This window comes from Thalassoroseus sp. (assembly GCF_984380535.1).
Map to the genome: position 1 here is coordinate 41,702 of NZ_CFHRBF010000024.1, position 18,720 is coordinate 60,421.

Annotated in this window: 14 protein-coding genes; 9 read left to right on the forward strand and 5 right to left on the reverse strand. The window is 54.6% G+C overall.

What is annotated here, in order from left to right; translation table 11 throughout:
* Positions 1-13: 13 nt before the first annotated feature.
* The 4 genes from AC5DDB_RS27020 (at position 14) to AC5DDB_RS27035 (ending at position 4,014) form a co-directional block, all read left to right on the forward strand.
* A complete protein-coding gene (locus AC5DDB_RS27020; RefSeq protein WP_491742885.1) occupies positions 14-1,159 on the forward strand; it encodes a formylglycine-generating enzyme family protein in 1,146 nt (381 codons plus the stop codon).
* A 30-nt stretch (positions 1,160-1,189) separates the two neighbouring features.
* Positions 1,190-1,363 (forward strand): hypothetical protein, encoded by a 174-nt coding sequence (locus AC5DDB_RS27025; protein WP_491742886.1) that lies wholly within the window; start codon positions 1,190-1,192, stop codon positions 1,361-1,363.
* 145 nt (positions 1,364-1,508) lie between these two features.
* The gene (locus AC5DDB_RS27030) at positions 1,509-2,465 is read left to right on the forward strand and encodes a bestrophin family protein (protein ID WP_491742887.1); all 957 of its coding nucleotides are present in this window, start codon (positions 1,509-1,511) and stop codon (positions 2,463-2,465) included.
* 217 nt (positions 2,466-2,682) lie between these two features.
* Positions 2,683-4,014 carry a Gfo/Idh/MocA family protein gene (locus AC5DDB_RS27035; protein WP_491742888.1) on the forward strand — a complete coding sequence of 444 codons (1,332 nt, stop codon included), beginning with the start codon at positions 2,683-2,685 and terminating at the stop codon, positions 4,012-4,014.
* A gap of 106 nt (positions 4,015-4,120) precedes the next feature.
* On the opposite strand, the gene AC5DDB_RS27040 is transcribed toward AC5DDB_RS27035, so the two are convergent.
* Positions 4,121-4,723, reverse strand: a complete 603-nt coding sequence (locus tag AC5DDB_RS27040; protein WP_491742889.1) for a hypothetical protein — start codon at positions 4,721-4,723, stop codon at positions 4,121-4,123.
* 408 nt (positions 4,724-5,131) lie between these two features.
* Here AC5DDB_RS27040 and AC5DDB_RS27045 point away from each other — a divergent pair, with 408 nt between their 5' ends.
* From AC5DDB_RS27045 to AC5DDB_RS27055, 3 genes are all read left to right on the forward strand, one after another.
* Positions 5,132-8,143, forward strand: coding sequence for an MMPL family transporter (locus AC5DDB_RS27045; protein WP_491742890.1), 3,012 nt, complete (start codon positions 5,132-5,134; stop codon positions 8,141-8,143).
* A 254-nt stretch (positions 8,144-8,397) separates the two neighbouring features.
* Entirely contained in the window at positions 8,398-9,417 is a 1,020-nt protein-coding gene (locus AC5DDB_RS27050; protein WP_491742891.1) for an AAA family ATPase, read from the forward strand.
* Positions 9,418-9,860: 443 nt separating this feature from the next.
* The gene (locus AC5DDB_RS27055) at positions 9,861-10,601 is read left to right on the forward strand and encodes a hypothetical protein (RefSeq protein ID WP_491742892.1); all 741 of its coding nucleotides are present in this window, start codon (positions 9,861-9,863) and stop codon (positions 10,599-10,601) included.
* A 2-nt stretch (positions 10,602-10,603) separates the two neighbouring features.
* Here AC5DDB_RS27055 and AC5DDB_RS27060 read toward each other — a convergent pair whose 3' ends face one another.
* The 3 genes from AC5DDB_RS27060 to AC5DDB_RS27070 all read right to left on the reverse strand — a co-directional run bounded on the left by AC5DDB_RS27060 (position 10,604) and on the right by AC5DDB_RS27070 (position 12,896).
* The gene (locus AC5DDB_RS27060; RefSeq protein ID WP_491742893.1) at positions 10,604-11,488 is read right to left on the reverse strand and encodes an alpha/beta fold hydrolase; all 885 of its coding nucleotides are present in this window, start codon (positions 11,486-11,488) and stop codon (positions 10,604-10,606) included.
* A 120-nt stretch (positions 11,489-11,608) separates the two neighbouring features.
* The gene (locus tag AC5DDB_RS27065; protein WP_491742894.1) at positions 11,609-12,022 is read right to left on the reverse strand and encodes a hypothetical protein; all 414 of its coding nucleotides are present in this window, start codon (positions 12,020-12,022) and stop codon (positions 11,609-11,611) included.
* A 46-nt stretch (positions 12,023-12,068) separates the two neighbouring features.
* Entirely contained in the window at positions 12,069-12,896 is an 828-nt protein-coding gene (locus AC5DDB_RS27070) for a manganese catalase family protein (protein WP_491742895.1), read from the reverse strand.
* A 337-nt stretch (positions 12,897-13,233) separates the two neighbouring features.
* On the opposite strand from AC5DDB_RS27070, the gene AC5DDB_RS27075 reads away from it, so the two are divergent.
* Positions 13,234-15,060, forward strand: coding sequence for a phospho-sugar mutase (locus tag AC5DDB_RS27075; protein WP_491742896.1), 1,827 nt, complete (start codon positions 13,234-13,236; stop codon positions 15,058-15,060).
* 10 nt (positions 15,061-15,070) lie between these two features.
* Here AC5DDB_RS27075 and ggt read toward each other — a convergent pair whose 3' ends face one another.
* A complete protein-coding gene (gene ggt, locus AC5DDB_RS27080) occupies positions 15,071-16,744 on the reverse strand; it encodes a gamma-glutamyltransferase (protein ID WP_491742897.1) in 1,674 nt (557 codons plus the stop codon).
* Positions 16,745-16,911: 167 nt separating this feature from the next.
* Here ggt and AC5DDB_RS27085 point away from each other — a divergent pair, with 167 nt between their 5' ends.
* Positions 16,912-18,714 carry an aspartate kinase gene (locus tag AC5DDB_RS27085; RefSeq protein WP_491742898.1) on the forward strand — a complete coding sequence of 601 codons (1,803 nt, stop codon included), beginning with the start codon at positions 16,912-16,914 and terminating at the stop codon, positions 18,712-18,714.
* The last annotated feature ends 6 nt before the right edge of the window (positions 18,715-18,720 follow it).

The window sequence follows — 18,720 nt, forward strand, 5'->3', positions numbered from 1 at the left end:
GGTTTCATCAGTTATGAACGTAACCGCCTGTCGTCAATTGATGCAAGCATTTGCTGGCATCGCATGTTTTTCCATTGTCTCTGTGGGCTTCGCCGAGGAAATCGCGAAATTCCCGGATGCCTCTGAAAATCCGGAAGTCGCCGAAGCGAAAACCGCTGAGGAGATGAAAGCGTACAGCCAAACCATCCCCGGCACGACCGTATCGTTCGATATGGTGCCGATTCCGGGCGGAACGTTTCTGATGGGCAGTCCGCCGGATGAACCGGGTCGCGAGGAAGACGAAGGCCCACAGGTCAAGGTGGGAGTTAGCCCATTCTGGATGGGACGTTGTGAAGTGACCTGGGATGAATATGAGATTTGGAATCTCGATCTTGATGTGCTTCGTCGGGAGAAACTGAAGCTTCCGTCAACCGATCGCGATAAAGTTGCCGATGCGGTCACTCGACCGACGAAACCGTACACCGACATGACTTTCAATAGTGGTCACGATGGTTTTCCCGCCACCGGAATGACGCCGTTGGCCGCCCAGATGTACTGCAAATGGCTCAGTGCCAAAACCGGTCATTACTACCGTTTGCCGACCGAGGCGGAATGGGAATTCGCCGCTCGTGGTGGCACGACGACCGCGTATTCGTTCGGTGATGATCCCGGACAACTTGGCGAGTATTCCTGGTATCTCGGGAATTCGGGTCTCGAACGGGAAGTGAATTACCACAAAGTCGGTCTGAAGAAACCGAATCCTTTCGGTTTGTACGATATTCACGGCAACGTCGCGGAGTACTGTCTCGATGAGTACGACGCCGACTGGTATCAGAAACTCAGTGTGATCGCCAAAGAAAACGGTGGCGTGGTGATGAATCCGCTCAACATTCCCCGCACGGAAGAAGTTCGCGTGGTGCGAGGTGGATCATGGACGCAATGGTACGATGGCGAACCCGAACATCACCGAAGTGCCGCTCGTTACGAATCGATGCCGGAAGATTGGAAAATCCAAGACCCACAGATTCCACAAAGCGTGTGGTACTACACCGACGGGACCCACGTGGGGTTCCGAATCGTGCGACCGCTAACGCCGCCTACGGAAGAAGAACGCTTGAAGCTGAAACTCGACCCCGTCGTGCCCGAACACGCACGAATTCTGCAACGAGCCAACAACTAGTGTGATTGACTGCTTAATCGAGACACTTTTGTGTCTCGTCGAAACCGGAAGGCCACGGCTTTCCTGGCCCTACTCGGCACACGGACCCGCAATCGGGGACGTGTGCCGAGTTTTTTGCTAGAACTTTCGCATCTTCGTGATCGAAAGACCGGGATGCCCGTTTGGCTGGCTCATGTCTACCTTGAGCAGTGGGCTTTCGAGTGAATTCGAATGTCATTTTCGACGACGGATTCTCGACATCTGACACTTGCGATTCTCGCATGGTTGCATACAACCATTGTGTTGCACATTCCCAGAACGAGTGCTTGTTCTGAGTGTCGTTTTCTTCCAACCCCCCGGAACCTCACGGATGATTCTCAACAAGAACATCAATCTCCTTCCGATCCTCTTCTATACATGGAGGAGCTTGATTTATTTCCTGCTGTTGTCTGTCAGTGTCTATGTGCTGCATCACCATTTAGAGCTCAAGACGTTGACGATCCCATTTGAATCGGTCGCGTTACTGAGTACGGCACTCGCGATTTTTTTGGGGTTCAAAAACAACAGTGCCTACGACCGGTGGTGGGAAGCCCGGAAAATTTGGGGGTTGCTCGTCAATTACAGCCGAGCGTGGGGACGTGAAGTGGTCACGCTGAGTATTTCGCAGGACAATACCGACCACAAGGAATTATGTCAGTGGCAGAAACGGGTCGTCTACCGACATATTGCTTTTCTACACGCATTACGCGTGTTTCTTCGACAACGACACGCCTACAACGAAATCGGCGAAGAGTGGGTAGTGACTTCGAACGATTACAACGACATTCGTGATTTCGTCTCCCCGGAAGAAGCAACGGAAGTTCTCAGCAAACTGAACCCCCCGAACTATCTGCTGATGATTCAAGGGCGTGAGTTGCAATACGCTTACGAACGCGGTTGGCTCTCGGATTACCGCTTCGTTCGACTCGATGAAACTCTGATCGAGTTCAATAACCATCAAGGCATGAGCGAACGGATCAAGAACACGCCGTTCCCGCGTCCTTACAGTTTCTTCTCACGAGTCTTTGTGTACTTGCATGGAACACTCGTGCCGTTCGCCTTTGTGGAGACTCTCGGTCTGTACAACATACCATTGGCGTTGATCATCAACTTCGTGTTCCTCAGTCTCGACCTGATCGGAGAATACACGGAAGACCCCTTTGAGAATCGACCGGTGGACACGCCGATCTCGTCGATTTGCGTGACGATCGAACAGAATCTCAAAGAGATGCTCGACGAAATCGATTTGCCACAAAAATTGGAACCCATCAAAGGCGTGTTATTCTAGATCGGATCACGGTTTTCGGTACTCCTCAAGTCAGACACCGCATCGATCGACAACGTATTGGTCGAGCGTTTCGTAGGATTCGATTGTGAATGACTGTTGAAGCCGGTATTCTGACAAGATATCTGTCAGCGCTCCTGAGACGATCAACTTGCTCCGCTCCACAACGGTTTTCCGCGAGGCGGCATCGTCCATCCAACCCATTCGAGGAGAGTCACCCATGACCGAAAAGACAAATCGTCGCGAATTTTTGTCCCAATCCACGGCGGCCGCCGTGGGAGCCGGTGTGGTCAGCCAAATTGTGCTGCCACGCGGCGCGTACGCGGCCAACGGCGATGAAACCATCCGTATTGGTTTGGTGGGTTGCGGCGGACGCGGCACCGGAGCAGCTTCGCAAGCACTTTCAACTCAAGGCGATGTGCAGTTGATCGCGGTCGCGGATGCGTTCGACGATCAAATGAACAACACGTTGAATCGGCTCTCGAAGCAACACGGTGAGCGGGTTTCAGTCGATGAAGCCCACAAGTTTACTGGATTCGATGCCTATAAGAAGCTGATCGATCTCGACGAAATCGATTTGGTCATCTTGGCGACTCCTCCGGGATTCCGTCCGATTCACTTCGAGTATGCCGTTGAAAAAGGCAAGCACGTCTTCTTCGAAAAGCCGGTCGCCGTCGATGCCAAAGGTGTGCGGAAGGTTCTCAAAGCCGTCGAAGAATCGAAGAAGAAAAACCTCAAAGTTGGTGTCGGTCTGCAACGTCATCACCAACCGGCTTACTTGGAAACCGTCAAGGCACTCCAAGACGGTGCCATCGGCGACATCCTTGCTCTCCGCGTGTACTGGAACAGCGGCGGGGTTTGGGAACCGCGTCGGAATCGGGATCAGGTCAAAACGGAAATGGAATACCAGATGCGTAACTGGTATTACTACAACTGGTTGTGTGGCGACCACATCACCGAACAACACATTCACAACCTGGATGTCGGTTGCTGGGTGAAAGGCGCTTATCCGATTCGTGCGTATGGCATGGGCGGTCGAGAAGTTCGCGATGCTCCTCGTTATGGGAACATCTACGATCACTTCGCCGTCGAGTATGAATTCGCCGATGGAACGCGGATGTACAGCCAATGTCGTCACATTCGAAACTGCTGGAACAGCGTTTCCGAACATGCTCAAGGGACCAAAGGGACTTCGAACATCGGCAGCAGCTACACCACGCAGGACGGCAACACCTGGCGGTACCAGAAGAAACAACGTCGGGAAGATCCGTACCAAATCGAGCACGACGATCTCTTCGCCGCCATTCGCAACGACACGTCGTACAATGAAGGCGAATATGGTGCTCATAGCACGATGACGTCGATCCTCGGACGGATGGCGGTTTACTCTGGTAAACCAGTCGATTGGGATAAAGCTCTCAACGAAGGGGCCGATGCCTACCCGTGGGCGGAAGAATCGCTCACTTGGAACACCACGCCACCGCATGTTCCAAACGACAACGGCGAATACGAAATTCCCGTTCCTGGTGTGACCGACGTGTTCGAAGCGTAAAACAATTTCGAACTCTAATGACTTTAGAGGCCCGTCGAATTCATCGGCGGGCCTTTTTCATGGCACCATCATGTCGCCCGTGAAAACTTGCGGTGAACCCAACGGTTTATGGGGTCGAACGCTCCGGCAGTTCTTTCCTTGCCAGGAAAGCTGCGAAGACCGGATCGGTTTCCATCAGTTTCTCAAGAGACTCTTTCTCTTTTTGCGGGTCGATATCGCGTTTGATCTGCCGAACGACAAGTTCGCTTCCGCGGGAACTAACGAGGAACAGCCGGCCTTTTTTGAAGTCGTATGTCTTGTCGTTGATGCGAATCTCGCCTGTGGGGGGAACTTTCGCTTCGCATCGCCACTCGATACTTCGGCCGTCATGATTCTTGAGAGACCCGACGAATTCCCGGGTCCAAGCGTCTTTGGCTGAATTCCTTGAGTTGCTCGAACCATCGAAGTCAGCGAGGATCACAAAGACAACGTGCTTCTTCTGGTCGGCGTCGAAGATACTACCGACTGAGGCTTTGGCGGCTTCCAAAGTCGCCTGTGGATTGAGCGTTTGCAGTTGAACCCAACTGAATGATCCGGTTCCGCCCCCCCATTGTTGTGGACGCGGCGGAGTCTTCGAACTGGCTTTCTCTTCGCAACCGGTCATTACGACCAACCCGATCAACACCAAAAAGCGAAAACCCATCACCATTCGTCGATTGATTTGAGCCATCGCAGCACCGTCTTTCTCAAGGAATTCGAGACACGGAACAAGTGGACGATCGAACGTCGATCGAACGCCTGAGTGTGTACGGGGTGAACAAATTTTTCAAGCCCAGACTCCCGTTGCCCAGATTCGGAATTTCGCGTTAGAATGTGCGGGCTCGGTTGAGTTCTCCGGCGGGGTACGGATTAGCCGCCATCAAAACACTGATTCTCTTGCAGCAAGGACGAGCAAGGTGACGATTTCAGATGACATGCCGACGTGTCTCCCCACTCTATACACGCGGGCTAACCGGGGAGCGGTAACGAACGTGGCATAACACGTTGTTCCTTCACCTCGGCGTTCACTTCACCGCTTTCGGAGCAGGTAGGCTACCGAAGCGATTCTGAATTCCGGACCAGAGCGGCCTCGGCACGGATGCAGTTTCCCCATACCAACCAGTCCTCAGAGCAGGACGGCGGAATCATCGGCTGCACACTGCGGCACGTCACGAGAGCGGTTTCCCGCTATCCGAAGTTGACGTTATGCCTGGTGATGCTGCTGACGTTCGCTGCTGCCGGTTATACGGCGATGTGTCTCGACTTCCGCACACAACGCGCCGACTTGATCGATCCACGCGCCGAATATCACAAACGTTGGTTAGCGTACACCGAACAGTTCGGCGATCAATCCGACATCGTGGTCGTCGTTGAGTCGAACCATTCGGAACTCATTCGGAACGTGCTCGACGACATCGGCCCTCGGCTCGAACGCGAACCGGAATTGTTCGGTGGCGTGCTCTATCGGATCGACACTTCGCGTCTACGCCGAAAAGGTCTGCAGTACTTCACACCTAGCGAACTGCAGGCTGGTCTGCGAAACCTGGAGCAATACGGTTCCGCGATCAGTGGTCGGTGGGACCAAACCCGGCTGGATGTGCAGTTCTCGACATTCGCTCGCGACCTCAATACGCAGGCCCGTCGACAGGATCAACTGCCGCACCAAGTCGTGACCAAAAACGACGAGACCGACCGGTTATTGAGCCGGATCGATCAGCTGACGGCAAGCTTGAACGGAAGCCTCGAAAACGCTGGCGGATTCGAAAACCCCTGGCCGCGAATTATTCCAAGTGCGGTTCCTCTCGCAGCCGGGGAAGTCACGTACCTGATGAATAAACGGGGCACGATGGGTTTCGTGCAGGTGAAACCGAACGCCACCCCCGATTCCAGTTTCGACGGTGCAACAACCGCCGTCACGCGGCTTCGGGAGATCATCGCAGAAGTTTCCGAACGGTACCCCGAGACGCGAATCGGACTCACCGGGATCCCCGTTCTGGAAAACGATGAGATGCGACGGTCGCAATCGGATATGACCTCCGCTTCGGTGGTGTCATTTATCGCGGTTGCGGTATTGATGTTCGTTGGTTTTCGCGGGCTCCGACACCCGTTGTTGTCCCTGATCATGTTGCTTGTCGGCATGACGTGGACGTTCGGTTATACGACGCTTGTGGTCGGCCATTTGAATATTCTATCGGTGTCGTTCGCCGTCATTTTGATCGGCTTGGGAATCGACTTCGCGATTCACTACCTAGCACGATATTTGGAAATCCGGCAAACCGGGAAAGATCTTCGACCAGCACTCAAGGAAACGTCCTCGAGTGTTGGGACGGGCATTGTGACTGCCGCCCTGACAACAGCGATGGCGTTTTTCTGTGCGACCTTCACCGATTTCCTCGGCGTCGCGGAACTGGGCATTATCGCTGGCGGCGGGATTCTCATTTGTGCGGCATGCACGTTCCTCGTGTTGCCGGCACTGGTGGCCTTGTCCGACGGCGATCTCGAACCGAAACAACTCCCTGCTCCATTCGATTTCCGTCTGCTTCGCAACTTCATCGCCCGCTTCCCACGGATCGTCACCATTGCATCCATTGCCTTGGTCCTTGGCTTTGGTTCGCAAGTGATTCGTATGGAAGACGGATTCGAATGGCGGATCAAGTACGATTCGAACCTCTTGAATCTGCAGGCCAAGGGCATCGATTCGGTGGACGTGCAGCAACGCATGTTCGAACAGTCCGACCATTCCTTGTTGTATGCAGTCTCGGTTGCGGACTCCGCCGAAGACGCTCGGCGATTGCGACGAGAATTCGAAAAATTGCCGACGGTGGATCGCGTCGAAGATTTAGCCTCGCGATTGCCAACAACATCGATCGCGGAAACAAGTCCGTCGATTCTCGCGTTTCGTCAACGTTTGTCGCGGCTGCCCCGTCAAATTCCGATCATGCCGCAATTGAACCCGGCATCGGTCGGTCGAAATATGGAAGCCACGCTGCAGGCATTGCAACGGGTGAAACATCCGGACGCGACAGCTGCGGCGGAGAAGATCGATCAGTTTCTCGATCGCTTTGAAGCGTTGACATTGGAAGAACAATCGCAGTTTTTGCTGGCGTTTCAACAACGAGCAACCGGCGCGTTGCTGTTCCAGTTGCATGGGTTACTGGCAGCGACCGAAACCGCTCCACTTGGTTGGAATGATCTTCCGGTCCAACTGCAAAATCGCTTCGTTAGTAATCCGCCCGAAGGCGAAAGTGCGAAATGGCTGTTGCAGATTTATCCCAAGAACGAAATCTGGGATGCGGCCCCGTTGGCAAGTTTCGTGCAGGATCTGCGTTCCGTCGATCCGAATGTCACCGGGACACCGCTGCAGAACTATGAAGCCTCGCGTCAGATTCAATTCAGCTATCAAAATGCCTCGCTGTATGCGTTGGCGGTGGTGCTGATCGTCTTGCTGATGGATTTTCTGAGTAAAGAACAGAAATTCCTCGTGTTGTTGCCGCCGTTTGCCGTCGTGGTGTTTGCGGCGATGATGTTGCAAACGCGACAAATCCCAGTCAGCCCGACGATTCTGATTGCAGCTTACCTGGTGATGATCGTCGCAAGTGCTTCGATTCTCGATTACACGAATCTCCGAGACGCATTATTGGCAATGGTCCCGCCCGTGGCCGGTGGGCTGTTGATGTTCGGTCTCTTTGCCGTCTTCGGTTTGAACTTGAACCCGGCGAACCTCATCGTGCTTCCGCTCGTGTTGGGAATCGGTGTCGATGACGGCGTGCATGTGGTTCACGATTTCCGTTTGCAACGCGGACGGCGGTATCGCACATCCGCCAGTACCGCGAACGCCATCACGTTGACTTCGCTCACAACCATGGCCGGTTTTGGCAGCATGTTGATGGCGGCTCATCGTGGGTTGGCAAGCGTTGGCTTAGTGCTGGTGATTGGGGTCGGCGGGTGTCTGTTCGTTTCACTCGTCATGTTGCCCGCGGTGCTGACGTGCTTGTCGACCAGCGAGGTCGATTCTGACAGTGACGAGGGCGATTCGGAACTCGAGAACACACAAGAAAACAAGAACCAACAACAATCCCGCAATAAAAACAATCGTCGCAGAGCCGCATAACGGCGACGTTGGGATGACGTAACACGGGCATGGCTTTTCGCTCCAGACGTCTCCCGCTGAATTTGACAATCGTGACAAGGCCTCCGAGTTGATTCCCGGAGGCTTTGTGCGTTGTGGTCGGCTTGCCTACAATTAGCGTAATTGCGCGGAATGTTTTCGTTGTGAGGCAGCGTGAACGGTGTGTCGGCAGATTTCAGTTCACATCGTCCCCGCGGACCTCATCACATCATCAAGCAAACAAGGACCGCACCATCGTGGCCCAGGATAAACGCGATTTCGACGAGTTTTTGACCAAGCTCAACAAACATCACGAATTGATGCAGGAAGAACTGCATAAGGTCATCGTTGGCCAAGAAACTGTGATCGATCAAATCCTCGCGGCGATCTTTACCGGCGGGCACTGTTTGCTCGTCGGGGTGCCGGGGTTGGCGAAGACGCTGTTGGTCAGCACGATCGCGCAAATCCTGGATGTGACTTTCAAACGGGTGCAGTTCACACCAGACCTGATGCCGTCGGATATCACCGGGACGAATGTCTTGGAAGAATCCGAAGACGGCCGCCGGAATTTCCGCTTCGTGCAAGGACCGATTTTTGCGAACGTGGTGCTCGCGGACGAAATCAACCGTACGCCACCAAAGACACAGGCCGCCCTGCTCCAGGCGATGCAAGAACGCGAGGTGACCGCCGGTCAGGAGACGTTTGCGTTGCCGGAGCCGTTCTTCGTGATCGCTACCCAGAACCCGATCGAACAAGAAGGAACGTATCCATTGCCGGAAGCTCAGCTCGACCGGTTTATGTTCAACATCAAAGTCGACTATCCCACGCTCGCCGAGGAAGAAAAGATTCTTTCGAGCACCACGGGTACGGAAACGCAGCAGGTGAGAAAAGTGTTGTCGGCGAAAGCAATCACGTACTTGCAGAAACAGATCCGGCAAATCGAAATTGCGCCGCTTACTGTCAATTACGTGGCCCGTCTGGTGCGAGCCACGCGACCCCAAGACGAAATGTCACCGAAGTTTGTCAAGGAGTTGGTTGACTGGGGAGCCGGTCCGCGGGCGGGGCAATACTTGATCGCAGGTGGCAAGGCTGTGGCTGCAATGGACGGCCGGCCGAGCGTCTCCATCGAGGACATCCGCAAAGTCGCCATTCCTGTGCTCCGTCACCGCATCTCCACCAACTTCCAAGCCCAAGCCGAAGGACTAGCGACTGAGGACGTCATCGAGCGCTTGCTGACCGAAGTCTCGGAGCCGGAAATTCCGAAGTACGGGAAGTGAAAGTAACATGTAGCCCGATGTATGAGGACCGGTCTATGAAACTCATCGGCATCGAAGGCTGTTGGCGCTATCCACGCAATGGAGTGGTCTGGTGTTGTTGGATGGACGGTCGATTCCAACTTCGGTCGCGAATTGAGGTTGGCGTCCAGTACGGAACGTATCAAATTTCGCAGAGACCTCCAGAACGATATCTTCGAATTCTTCGGCTCCAATCTCCGCCAAAGACTGGTTGCTATATACAGGTTGATTTTGATGGGAGGCTACATCGCGAAGTATGGTTCCTCGAGGAACTTTCAAGATCCCATATGACGATTCGATATTTCGAGATGAATTTCGTTGAAGGCGAACTGGTTCTCAAAGCGGTCGTATGCGTCTTAGACGACGTTAAGTTTTAGACATCTTTCGCGTATGTCGTCCGATCTAACTCGAGTAGAGGCGCAGTTGTGATCCCCGAACTTCCTGGTTCCGCTCAGCCTTTGGTTGTCTCCTATATGGGGGTGCGGCGGGCGATTGGGGTGAGCGGGTTGTTGTTGCCGATTGTGTTAGGGCCGATTGGGTGGCTGATGGGCATCGACATTCAAGACAACATGAGCAGCTATTACCATACGCCGCTGCGTGATGTTTTCGTCGGCACGCTCTCCGCGATTGGAATCTTCTTGTTCTGCTATCGCGGGAATGATTGGATCGAGAATTGGACTGCGAACCTGGGGTGCGTTTTCGCGTTGGGTGTTGCGTTATGTCCGCTGGATGCCAAAACCGATCCCTTGGAACCGGTAACGATTGCCGGTTACTTGCATGCGTTTTTCGGTGGAGCGTTTTTTACGATGTTGGCGTTTTATTCCCTCGTGCATTTCCCAAGTTCCAAACATACCAACCGAGAACAAGAACCCCACTCGCCGCAACGCAAGTTTGTGTACCGCACGAGTGGCGTCGTGATTCTATTGAGCACGGTGACGATGGGAACGTTTCTATTTCTGTTCCCCGCACGTTGGCAGCAAATCGGTAACGACTACAATGTCATCTTCTGGTTGGAATGGATCGCCCTCTGGGCTTTCGCGGCTGCTTGGCTAACGAAAGGCCGAGTCATCTTTGCCGACATTGCGATCGATTTAATGGCCTTCACTCAAGATCAACTTCTGAAGCGTCAACCAATCCGCAAACGGTTTCGCTCAGTTGATGAGTGAAATCATTTCTTAAGATGTTGATTGAAGAAACTCACAACGCGAGCTTGGTTCTCCAATGTTTGAAACTGTGGTCCGCCGTGACCGGCCCCTTTGAGTGTGTGGAAAGTCACAGGCACGCCAGCTTTATTAAGAGCGGCGGTTAGTAGTTCGCTTTGGTTGTGACGGACGACTCGATCTTCGTCGCCGTGCAGAATCAAGAATGGCGGATCGTCTTTCGAGACGTAGTTGATAGGATTGGCTTTCGCGGCTTCGGCTTTTAATTCTTGAACCGGTCCGCCAATCAACTTCGCCTCGGGCGAATTCGGGTTGTTGTGGCTGCCACCCATCTGCGTGAGATCTGTCGGGCCGAACAAGTCGACAACTGCTTGTACCGCGCTCGACTGATCTGCGTTTCCAAGTGTTCCTTCCAACTCTTTCACGTCGCCGGTTGTTCCTAACAGTGCCACTAGATGCCCCCCTGCTGACGCCCCCGCGACACCGATTCGCTCCGGGTCGATATTGAACTTCTTGGCGTTCGCCCGCAAATAGCGAATGGCTGCTTTACAGTCTTCAATTTGTGCTGGGAACGTTGCGTGTTGGCTGAGTCGATAATTGATGCTCGCCACCGTATATCCATGCTGCAACAATGGCAACATCGGGCGGGCACTTTCTTTACTCCCACCCTGCCAACCTCCGCCGTGAACCCAGACCACAAGCGGTTGTGGCGAATCGACGTCTTTCTGTATGTAGATGTCGAGCTTCTGTCGTTCGTGTCCGCCCTCGACATACTCCAAATCACGCTGGATCTGCACGTTATTAAGCACCCTTGCTTGAGGCCTTTGGGCATATGTCGTTGTCAACGAGAAAAGAGCCAAGCCTGCAACTAGCGACAATGTGAACTGATTCACGAAACACGATCCCATTCTATATAAGGCAAAAAAGGCCAGACGATTGACGTAATCGTCTGGCTCGTTTTCAAGCACGCTTGATGCTACCACGTCGGTCGTGGAATGGGAAACTCCGTCGACCTAACGGACTGCAGCAACCTGTCGGTTGACGGAATTGTCATTCCCCCTTGGCACATGGAGCAGAGAGAAGGTGAGGTCTCCGACCGGTTCGGTAAAGAACGAAACCGTGACGGCCACACCATATTTCCCCTCGTGTCGAACTGGCTCTGCAAAGACGGATTGGACAACCGGATTGCGTTCGTCTTGTCGAACCAGACTACACAGAACGTGTCCTTGGTGTATTCCAGTTTCAATAAAACCGTGAAGTTGTCGTCCTTCTCGATGAATCGATGAAAGCGTTCCCTCAACCAAAGCAGCGGTCGAGTTGCTTGGGTCAGGCGATGCACTCACATCACTCTGGCGACCTAGCATCGAGGCTAATGCACCTGTGCTGGCAAGAGTCGCGATTGCCTCCCGGCGGATCATGTTTGTCATGATTATTCGTTCCTATCGTTATGTCCTAAGATGATCACCCATGAAACTACTGCTGGCTCTTTTGAACGGGAGCATTAGGAGACGCCTTGCCCAAATTCGGTTTGTCTCCGAGGGGTTTCATTCGGACAACACTGTTTTCGCCTCGACCGTCGAACGATTTGCCTTTCGTCCACGGACCTTCGGGAATCTGGAATCCAGAGTTCTCGGTGGCGTACGATTGGAAGGCGTAGTTGAAGTCTTGGTTTTCTTCGCTTTGAGGGAAGTTGTTGGGAATGGGATGGTTTTTCGCTCCGCCCAGTTCTTCCCAAGCTGCCAGCCATTGGTTTTGATGCATCGTGTCGCGAGCAATCATGTAGCTCAGCATGTCTTTCATGCCGGGGTCGTCGGTCATCTTCCACAGCTGACAGGCCAGCATCCGTCCCGTGGATTCTGCCGTGGCGTTTGCCAACATGTCGGCTGCAATATTGCCCGACGCGTAAACGTGAGAGCAATTGAACGGCACGCCTTCGGCATCGACCGGCATCGCGGCCATGCAAGTCCCGATGGCGTGTTGAATATTCATACCACCCAACGCTGCATAGACGACGGGGTCTTTGGCGGCTTTGTCTTGCTCGAGTGGAGCCCCTTCAAGATTCAGTGCAACCGCTGTTGCGAGCATTTCGATGTGGGCCATCTCCTCAGTTCCGGTTTCGAGAAGCATGTCTCGGTATTTCACCGGTCCTCTCGCTCCCCAAGCTTGGAAAAGGTACTGCAGACAAACCCGAATCTCTCCCTGAATCCCACCAATCGCTTGCTGCAAGGCCTTTGCAAAAATTGGGTTGGGTTTCTCAACGCGGACCGGGAACTGTAGCTTGCCACCGTCGTGATAAAACATGCGGCCTCCTTCGCTTCTCAAAAATCCGTAAAAAACTAAACTCCGACGTCAAACCCTCCGATAGCACTCGCTGTTCCAAAATGGCTTTTCTCCTTCGTGGGTGTTGCAAAAATTCACATTCCCACGGAAGTTTCGCCTCAAAACCCCTGAATCAATTCTTCAATGCGCGGGGGCTAGTGAAAGCGGACTGCGAAGGCGATGATGAGTGTGGTCAGAAAGCAATCACTTTGGCACTTGTCGATTCACGATCGGGTACGATCGAATCGTCCACACAAACATGCTATGGTGTGCGGGACATTCCGGAATCTTTGCATTTCAAGTCTGGTTCAAGATTTCTATGACGAGCTCAGCGAATTCGACCGAGTGGGAACAAACATTGTCTGAGGGAGCCGAATCCGGCAAGCTCTCCGCTGGTGCGGTAGAGAACATCACCCGCTGGATGACGGAACCGCAATACGCGGCCTATCGCGATCCGGTCTTGCGGATGATTGAAGTCAAGGATTTCGATCGGCTGGATTTGCTGTTCTGGGAGGTGATTCCTTTCGGCACCGGCGGGAGACGCGGATTGATGGCGGAGGTTGGTTCCGCCACGGTCAACGAACGAACGATTGCCGAGTCCGCGAACGGCATGGCTGTCTATTTGAAGCAGCAAAGCGGCGAGTCCGGCGGCAAGGCGGTGATAGCTCACGATACCCGTCACCGTTCCCGCGAGTTTGCCGAACTCACCGCCCGCGTGTTTGCGGCCCACGGTTTGAAGGTTTACCTGTTTGACGATTTCCGTTCGACCCCGGCGTTATCGTTCTCCGTGCGACATCTCGAATGTAACATCGGAGTGATGATCTCCGCGTCGCATAATCCACCGTCCGACAATGGTTTCAAAGCCTATTGGAGTCATGGCGGACAGGTGCTGTACCCGCATGACAAAGGCATCATCGATTGCGTCTACCAAACCACCGAAATTCCGATGGTGGATCTCGAGGAAGCGATCAAAGCCGGTGAGATCGAGATTGTTGGCGAGAAAGTCGACCAAGCCTACGCTGAAGCAGTGATGGGCCAAAGCCTGTCCGACAACCGTGACATCGCCGCGATGTTTACGCCTTTGCATGGCGTGGGGGCGACTTCGGTGTACCGCATTTTGCAGGATGCCGGTTTCTCGGGCGTGCAGATTTTCGAACCGCAAGCCAACGCGGATTCGGACTTCACCAACGTGCCCGATCATCTGCCAAACCCCGAACGGCCGGAAGTTTTCGATCCGGCGATCGCCGAAGTCTCCGGCACGGATATTGGGTTGATCCTCGCTTCCGACCCCGACGCCGACCGACTTGGTGTGAGTGTCAAGGACGCGAACGGCAGGTTCCAACACCTCACCGGCAACCGCATTGGAGCATTGATCGCCGACTACGTGACGGGCAAGAAGCAAGGCAAAGTCGCTGGCGGATATGTGGTCGAGACTCTCGTTACCACGCCATTGATCGCCAAAATAGCCGAAGCTCGTGGGTTCCGCGTGATCAACGATTTGTTGGTCGGGTTTAAGTATATCGGCCAAACGATGGACGCCGAAGGCCCGGATCAATTCGTCTTCGGTGCGGAAGAATCGCTCGGATATCTCGCGGGGCAATACGCACGGGATAAAGACGCGGGTGTGGCGGCATTGTTGCTATTGGAGTTGGCCGCTGAACTCCATGCCGAAGGCAAAACCTTGCTGGATCGTCTCGACGAATTGTTCAATGAGTTCGGCTATTTCTTCGAGTGTCAGAAGTCCCAGGTTCGCACGGGATCGTCCGGGCAAAAGCAAATTGTTCAAATTCTGAACGAATTCCGCACCAATCCGCCCAGTGAACTTGGTGATGTCACACTCACTGCCGTTCGCGATTATAGCGCCGGTGAACGTCGTACCATTCCGGGGAACTCGGTCGAAAGTGCGATTGCCAAACCCGAAGGGAACCTGTTGTTCTTCGAAGGACAACGTGGCGAGGAATCGTATTCGATCGCAGTACGACCTTCGGGAACGGAGCCGAAGATCAAATACTACTTCTTCGCTCAAACACCGAAGAGTGCCATGACTGACTTGGCTCAAACCAAGCAAGACACGGAAACCGTCGTGAATTCCATGCAAAACGCCCTCGTCGCGTGGGTCAACGAACGCGTGCCGGAAGCGGATTGATTGACGACACTCAATAGCCGACGGCGGCGCCGTCTTTGCGGGATTCGGTGCCGCCGTGCAGTACGCCATTGTCCCAATCGATCCAGATGCCCTGGTAACCACCGAAGCTTCCCGGGGCTTCGGTGAGTTTGTGTCCGCGGCGTGTTAGTTCGTCACGCACATCGGTCGGAATACCGTTTTCGATCGCGACCCGTCCACCATCCGGTTCCTGCGGAACTCCCGTAGGAGTCGCGGAACCGAAGTGTTGGACGCGTGTCGCATCGCCGGCAGCTTGCACGTTCAAGCCAAAGTCGAGCAGGTTGCACAACACCTGCACATGCCCTTGAGGTTGCATGTCGCCGCCCATCACGCCGAAGCAAAAACATGGGCGGCCATTCTGTGTGACCATCGCCGGAATAATCGTGTGAAACGGACGCTTCCCGGGTTCCAGGCGGTTGGGGTGCTCATCATCGAGGGCGAACAACGCCCCTCGATTCTGCAGCACAAATCCGACATCCCCCGGCACGACCTTCGAACCGAAGCCGTAGTAGTTGCTTTGAATTAGTGAGCAACAATTGCGATCCTTGTCGACCGCCGTCACGTAGACGGTGTCACCCCGCGAGATTTTCGGATCACCCGCGGGCACATCTGTCGCGGCTTTCGACATGTCAATACGTTGGCGTTGAGCGTCCGCGTAAGACTGGGAAATCAGTTCCGCGATCGGTACATCCGCGAATGCCGGGTCAGCGTAGAACCGGGCACGGTCTGCGAAGGCTAGCTTTTTGGCTTCGATCAACAGATGCACGAAATCGACGCTGCGTCGCCCCATCGCTTGCACATCGAACCCAGACAACAGATTCAGCATTTCCAAAGCGGCAATGCCCTGCCCATTCGGCGGGAGTTCCCACACGTCATAGCCGCGATAGTTCGTGCTGACCGGATCGACCCATTCCGAGTGATGTTCCGCCAGGTCGGCCGCCGTGAGGTATCCGTCATTCGCCTGACTGAACTTCACCAACTGGCCGGCAATCTCGCCGCAGTAGAATGCATCGCGGCCATGTTCGGCGATCGCTCGGTAACTGGCCGCCAACTGTGGGTTTTGAAAAACCTGGCCGGCTTTCGGGGCAACACCGTTTGGCAAGTAGACACGTTTTGAGTCAGCCCATTCGCTCAGCGATTCCTCAGCCGCCAACCAATGAGACGCAATAACCTCCGAAATCGCGAATCCTTGCGAAGCGGTTTCGATCGAGGGAGCAAGAATATCCGCGAGCGATTTCTTCCCGAATCGGCGTCGCAATTCTTCCCAACCATCGACACACCCCGGAACCGACCACGAAAGCGGACCCGAAAACGGAATCTCCTTCAATCCCTGTTTGGCGAAGACGCTGCGATCGAGCGACTTCGAGCTGCGTCCGCTGGCGTTCAAACCGTGGAGTTGTCCCGCAGCTTGATCCCAACAGATGGCGAACAAATCGCCGCCGATGCCGCAACTCATCGGCTCGACGACACCCAACATCGCATTAGCGGCAATTGCGGCGTCGACGGCGGTTCCGCCGGATCGCAGTACATCCAACCCCACCTGGGCCGCCCACGGATGGCTCGTCGCCACCATCCCATTTCGCCCCATGACGACCGATCGGCCCTGAAATTCCGAACCGGCGGGGCGATCAAACTCAGCAATTCGTGGTGCGGTGAGGTCGGCCATCGGTTTTCCTTCGATCAGTGAGCTTTTCCGAATCGATTTTACCGCCGTTCGTGTCGGATGTCAGCGATGCACGAAGATTCCCCGAATCCGATCGTTTTCGACGGTCGGTACGTATGCTATCTTGCGGGCTGGACCCAATTTTTCTGGATTTCGCAGGCGATGATACCGTGTCAGTGATTGTGCAAAAATTTGGTGGAACAAGCGTTGCCGATGCAACGAAAATCATGCGAGCCGCTTCGCGAGCCGTTGCCGCCAAACGCGCCGGGCATCAAGTTGTGATGGTGGTCAGTGCCCGGGGCAAAAAGACGGACGAATTGGTCTCGTTGGCTGCGGAAATTACCGACACCCCGCCAGCGCGGGAAATGGATATGCTGCTGTCGACCGGCGAGCAGGAATCCGTCTCCCTGATGGCGATGGCGATTCACACACTCGGTGAGAAAGCCGTCAGTCTGACCGGCGGACAGATTGGCATCGTAACCGACTCAACGTTCTCGAAAGCCCGGATCGCGAGTATTTCGATCAAACGGATTCGGGAACTGCTCGATCAGGATGTCATCGTCGTTGCTTGTGGTTTTCAGGGCGTGGATGAGAAGTTGAACATTACCACGCTCGGTCGTGGCGGAAGCGATACCACCGCGACGGCATTGGCGGCGGTGTTAAACGCGGACGAGTGTGAGATTTACACGGATGTCGAAGGCGTTTACACATCCGACCCGCGACTGATCGCTGATGCCCGTTTGATTCCCCATGTGACTTATGACGAGATGTTGGAGATGGCCAGCCTCGGTGCGGGCGTGATGCACTCGCGTTCGATCGAGTTCGCCAAGAAACATCATGTGCCGTTACGGGTGCGTCCGAGCCAATCCGAAGGCGTCGGCACGTTGATCGCTCCGCAATCCGCGGACGATGCACCGATCGTGACGGGAGTTGCACTTCTGCGGAAAGAGGCCCGCGTTAGTTTGGTGGAACTGCCCGACCGTCCAGGGGTCATGAGTCTGATCTTCACGAAACTTTCGTCCCGCAAAATTGCGATCGACATGGTTGTGCAGGACGTCGGCAGCGGCGGTCTTGCGGAAGTCACATTCACCGTGCCCCAGGATGATTTGGCCGAAGCACTGACCGCTGCCGAGGAAGCCGTCGAGGTGTTGGGCACCGGGCGGGTTCAACATGGGACGAATGTCTCAAAAGTGTCCGCAGTCGGTGTCGGGATGCGAACACACACCGGCGTGGCCGCTCAGATGTTTCGCTCGCTCGCGGATGCCGACGTGAACATCGGAATGATCACCACCAGTGAAATCAAGATATCCGTACTCGTCGACCGCAACCGCTGCGAGGAAGCCGCCCAGGTGGTTCACGCGGGTTTCAAACTGCATGAACCCGTGGTCTCCTCGCCGTCCGTCGGTTATGCATCGGATCAGACGACAGCCGCCGAGTTGGAAACCCGAGCGGAAATCGAACGCGATGTCGTGGCGAAACTGGCGACCATGGAAGACATCGTAGTCAGTGAAGTCCAACTCGACCGCGATCAGGCGCGGATCACACTAACCCAGCTCGAAGATCGACCGGGGATCTGTGCCGAGGTGTTCGCGGCCGTTGCCGAAGGCGGGGTCATGGTGGACATGATCGTGCAGAATGTCAGTCACAGCGGTCATGCAAGTGTCTCATTCACCGTGCCACGAAGCGATCTTGGCGAATGTTTGCTCTTGCTCCGTGAGGTTCTCGAGAATTGGTCAGGCGCGACCATCAGCTACGATGAGAACATCGCGAAACTGAGTGTGATGGGCATCGGTTTGCGGAGTCACACCGGTGTGGGCGAGTTGATGTTCGGGGTACTTTCCGACGCCGGCATCAACGTGCAGATGATTAATACCAGCGAAATCCGGATGTCCGCCGTCATCGCTGACGAACATGGCGAAGAAGCTCTGGAACGACTGCTGAAGACCTTTCGACTCGATGAGTCGTCGAGCTAATTGTGT

Coding starts and splice junctions, on each gene's coding strand:
- AC5DDB_RS27020 (WP_491742885.1), top strand. CDS start 14: ATGAACGTAACCGCCTGTCGTCAATTGATGCAAGCATTTGCTGGCATC.
- AC5DDB_RS27030 (WP_491742887.1), top strand. CDS start 1,509: ATGATTCTCAACAAGAACATCAATCTCCTTCCGATCCTCTTCTATACA.
- AC5DDB_RS27035 (WP_491742888.1), top strand. CDS start 2,683: ATGACCGAAAAGACAAATCGTCGCGAATTTTTGTCCCAATCCACGGCG.
- AC5DDB_RS27040 (WP_491742889.1), bottom strand. CDS start 4,723: ATGGCTCAAATCAATCGACGAATGGTGATGGGTTTTCGCTTTTTGGTG.
- AC5DDB_RS27045 (WP_491742890.1), top strand. CDS start 5,132: ATGCAGTTTCCCCATACCAACCAGTCCTCAGAGCAGGACGGCGGAATC.
- AC5DDB_RS27065 (WP_491742894.1), bottom strand. CDS start 12,022: ATGACAAACATGATCCGCCGGGAGGCAATCGCGACTCTTGCCAGCACA.
- AC5DDB_RS27070 (WP_491742895.1), bottom strand. CDS start 12,896: ATGTTTTATCACGACGGTGGCAAGCTACAGTTCCCGGTCCGCGTTGAG.
- AC5DDB_RS27075 (WP_491742896.1), top strand. CDS start 13,234: ATGACGAGCTCAGCGAATTCGACCGAGTGGGAACAAACATTGTCTGAG.
- ggt (WP_491742897.1), bottom strand. CDS start 16,744: ATGGCCGACCTCACCGCACCACGAATTGCTGAGTTTGATCGCCCCGCC.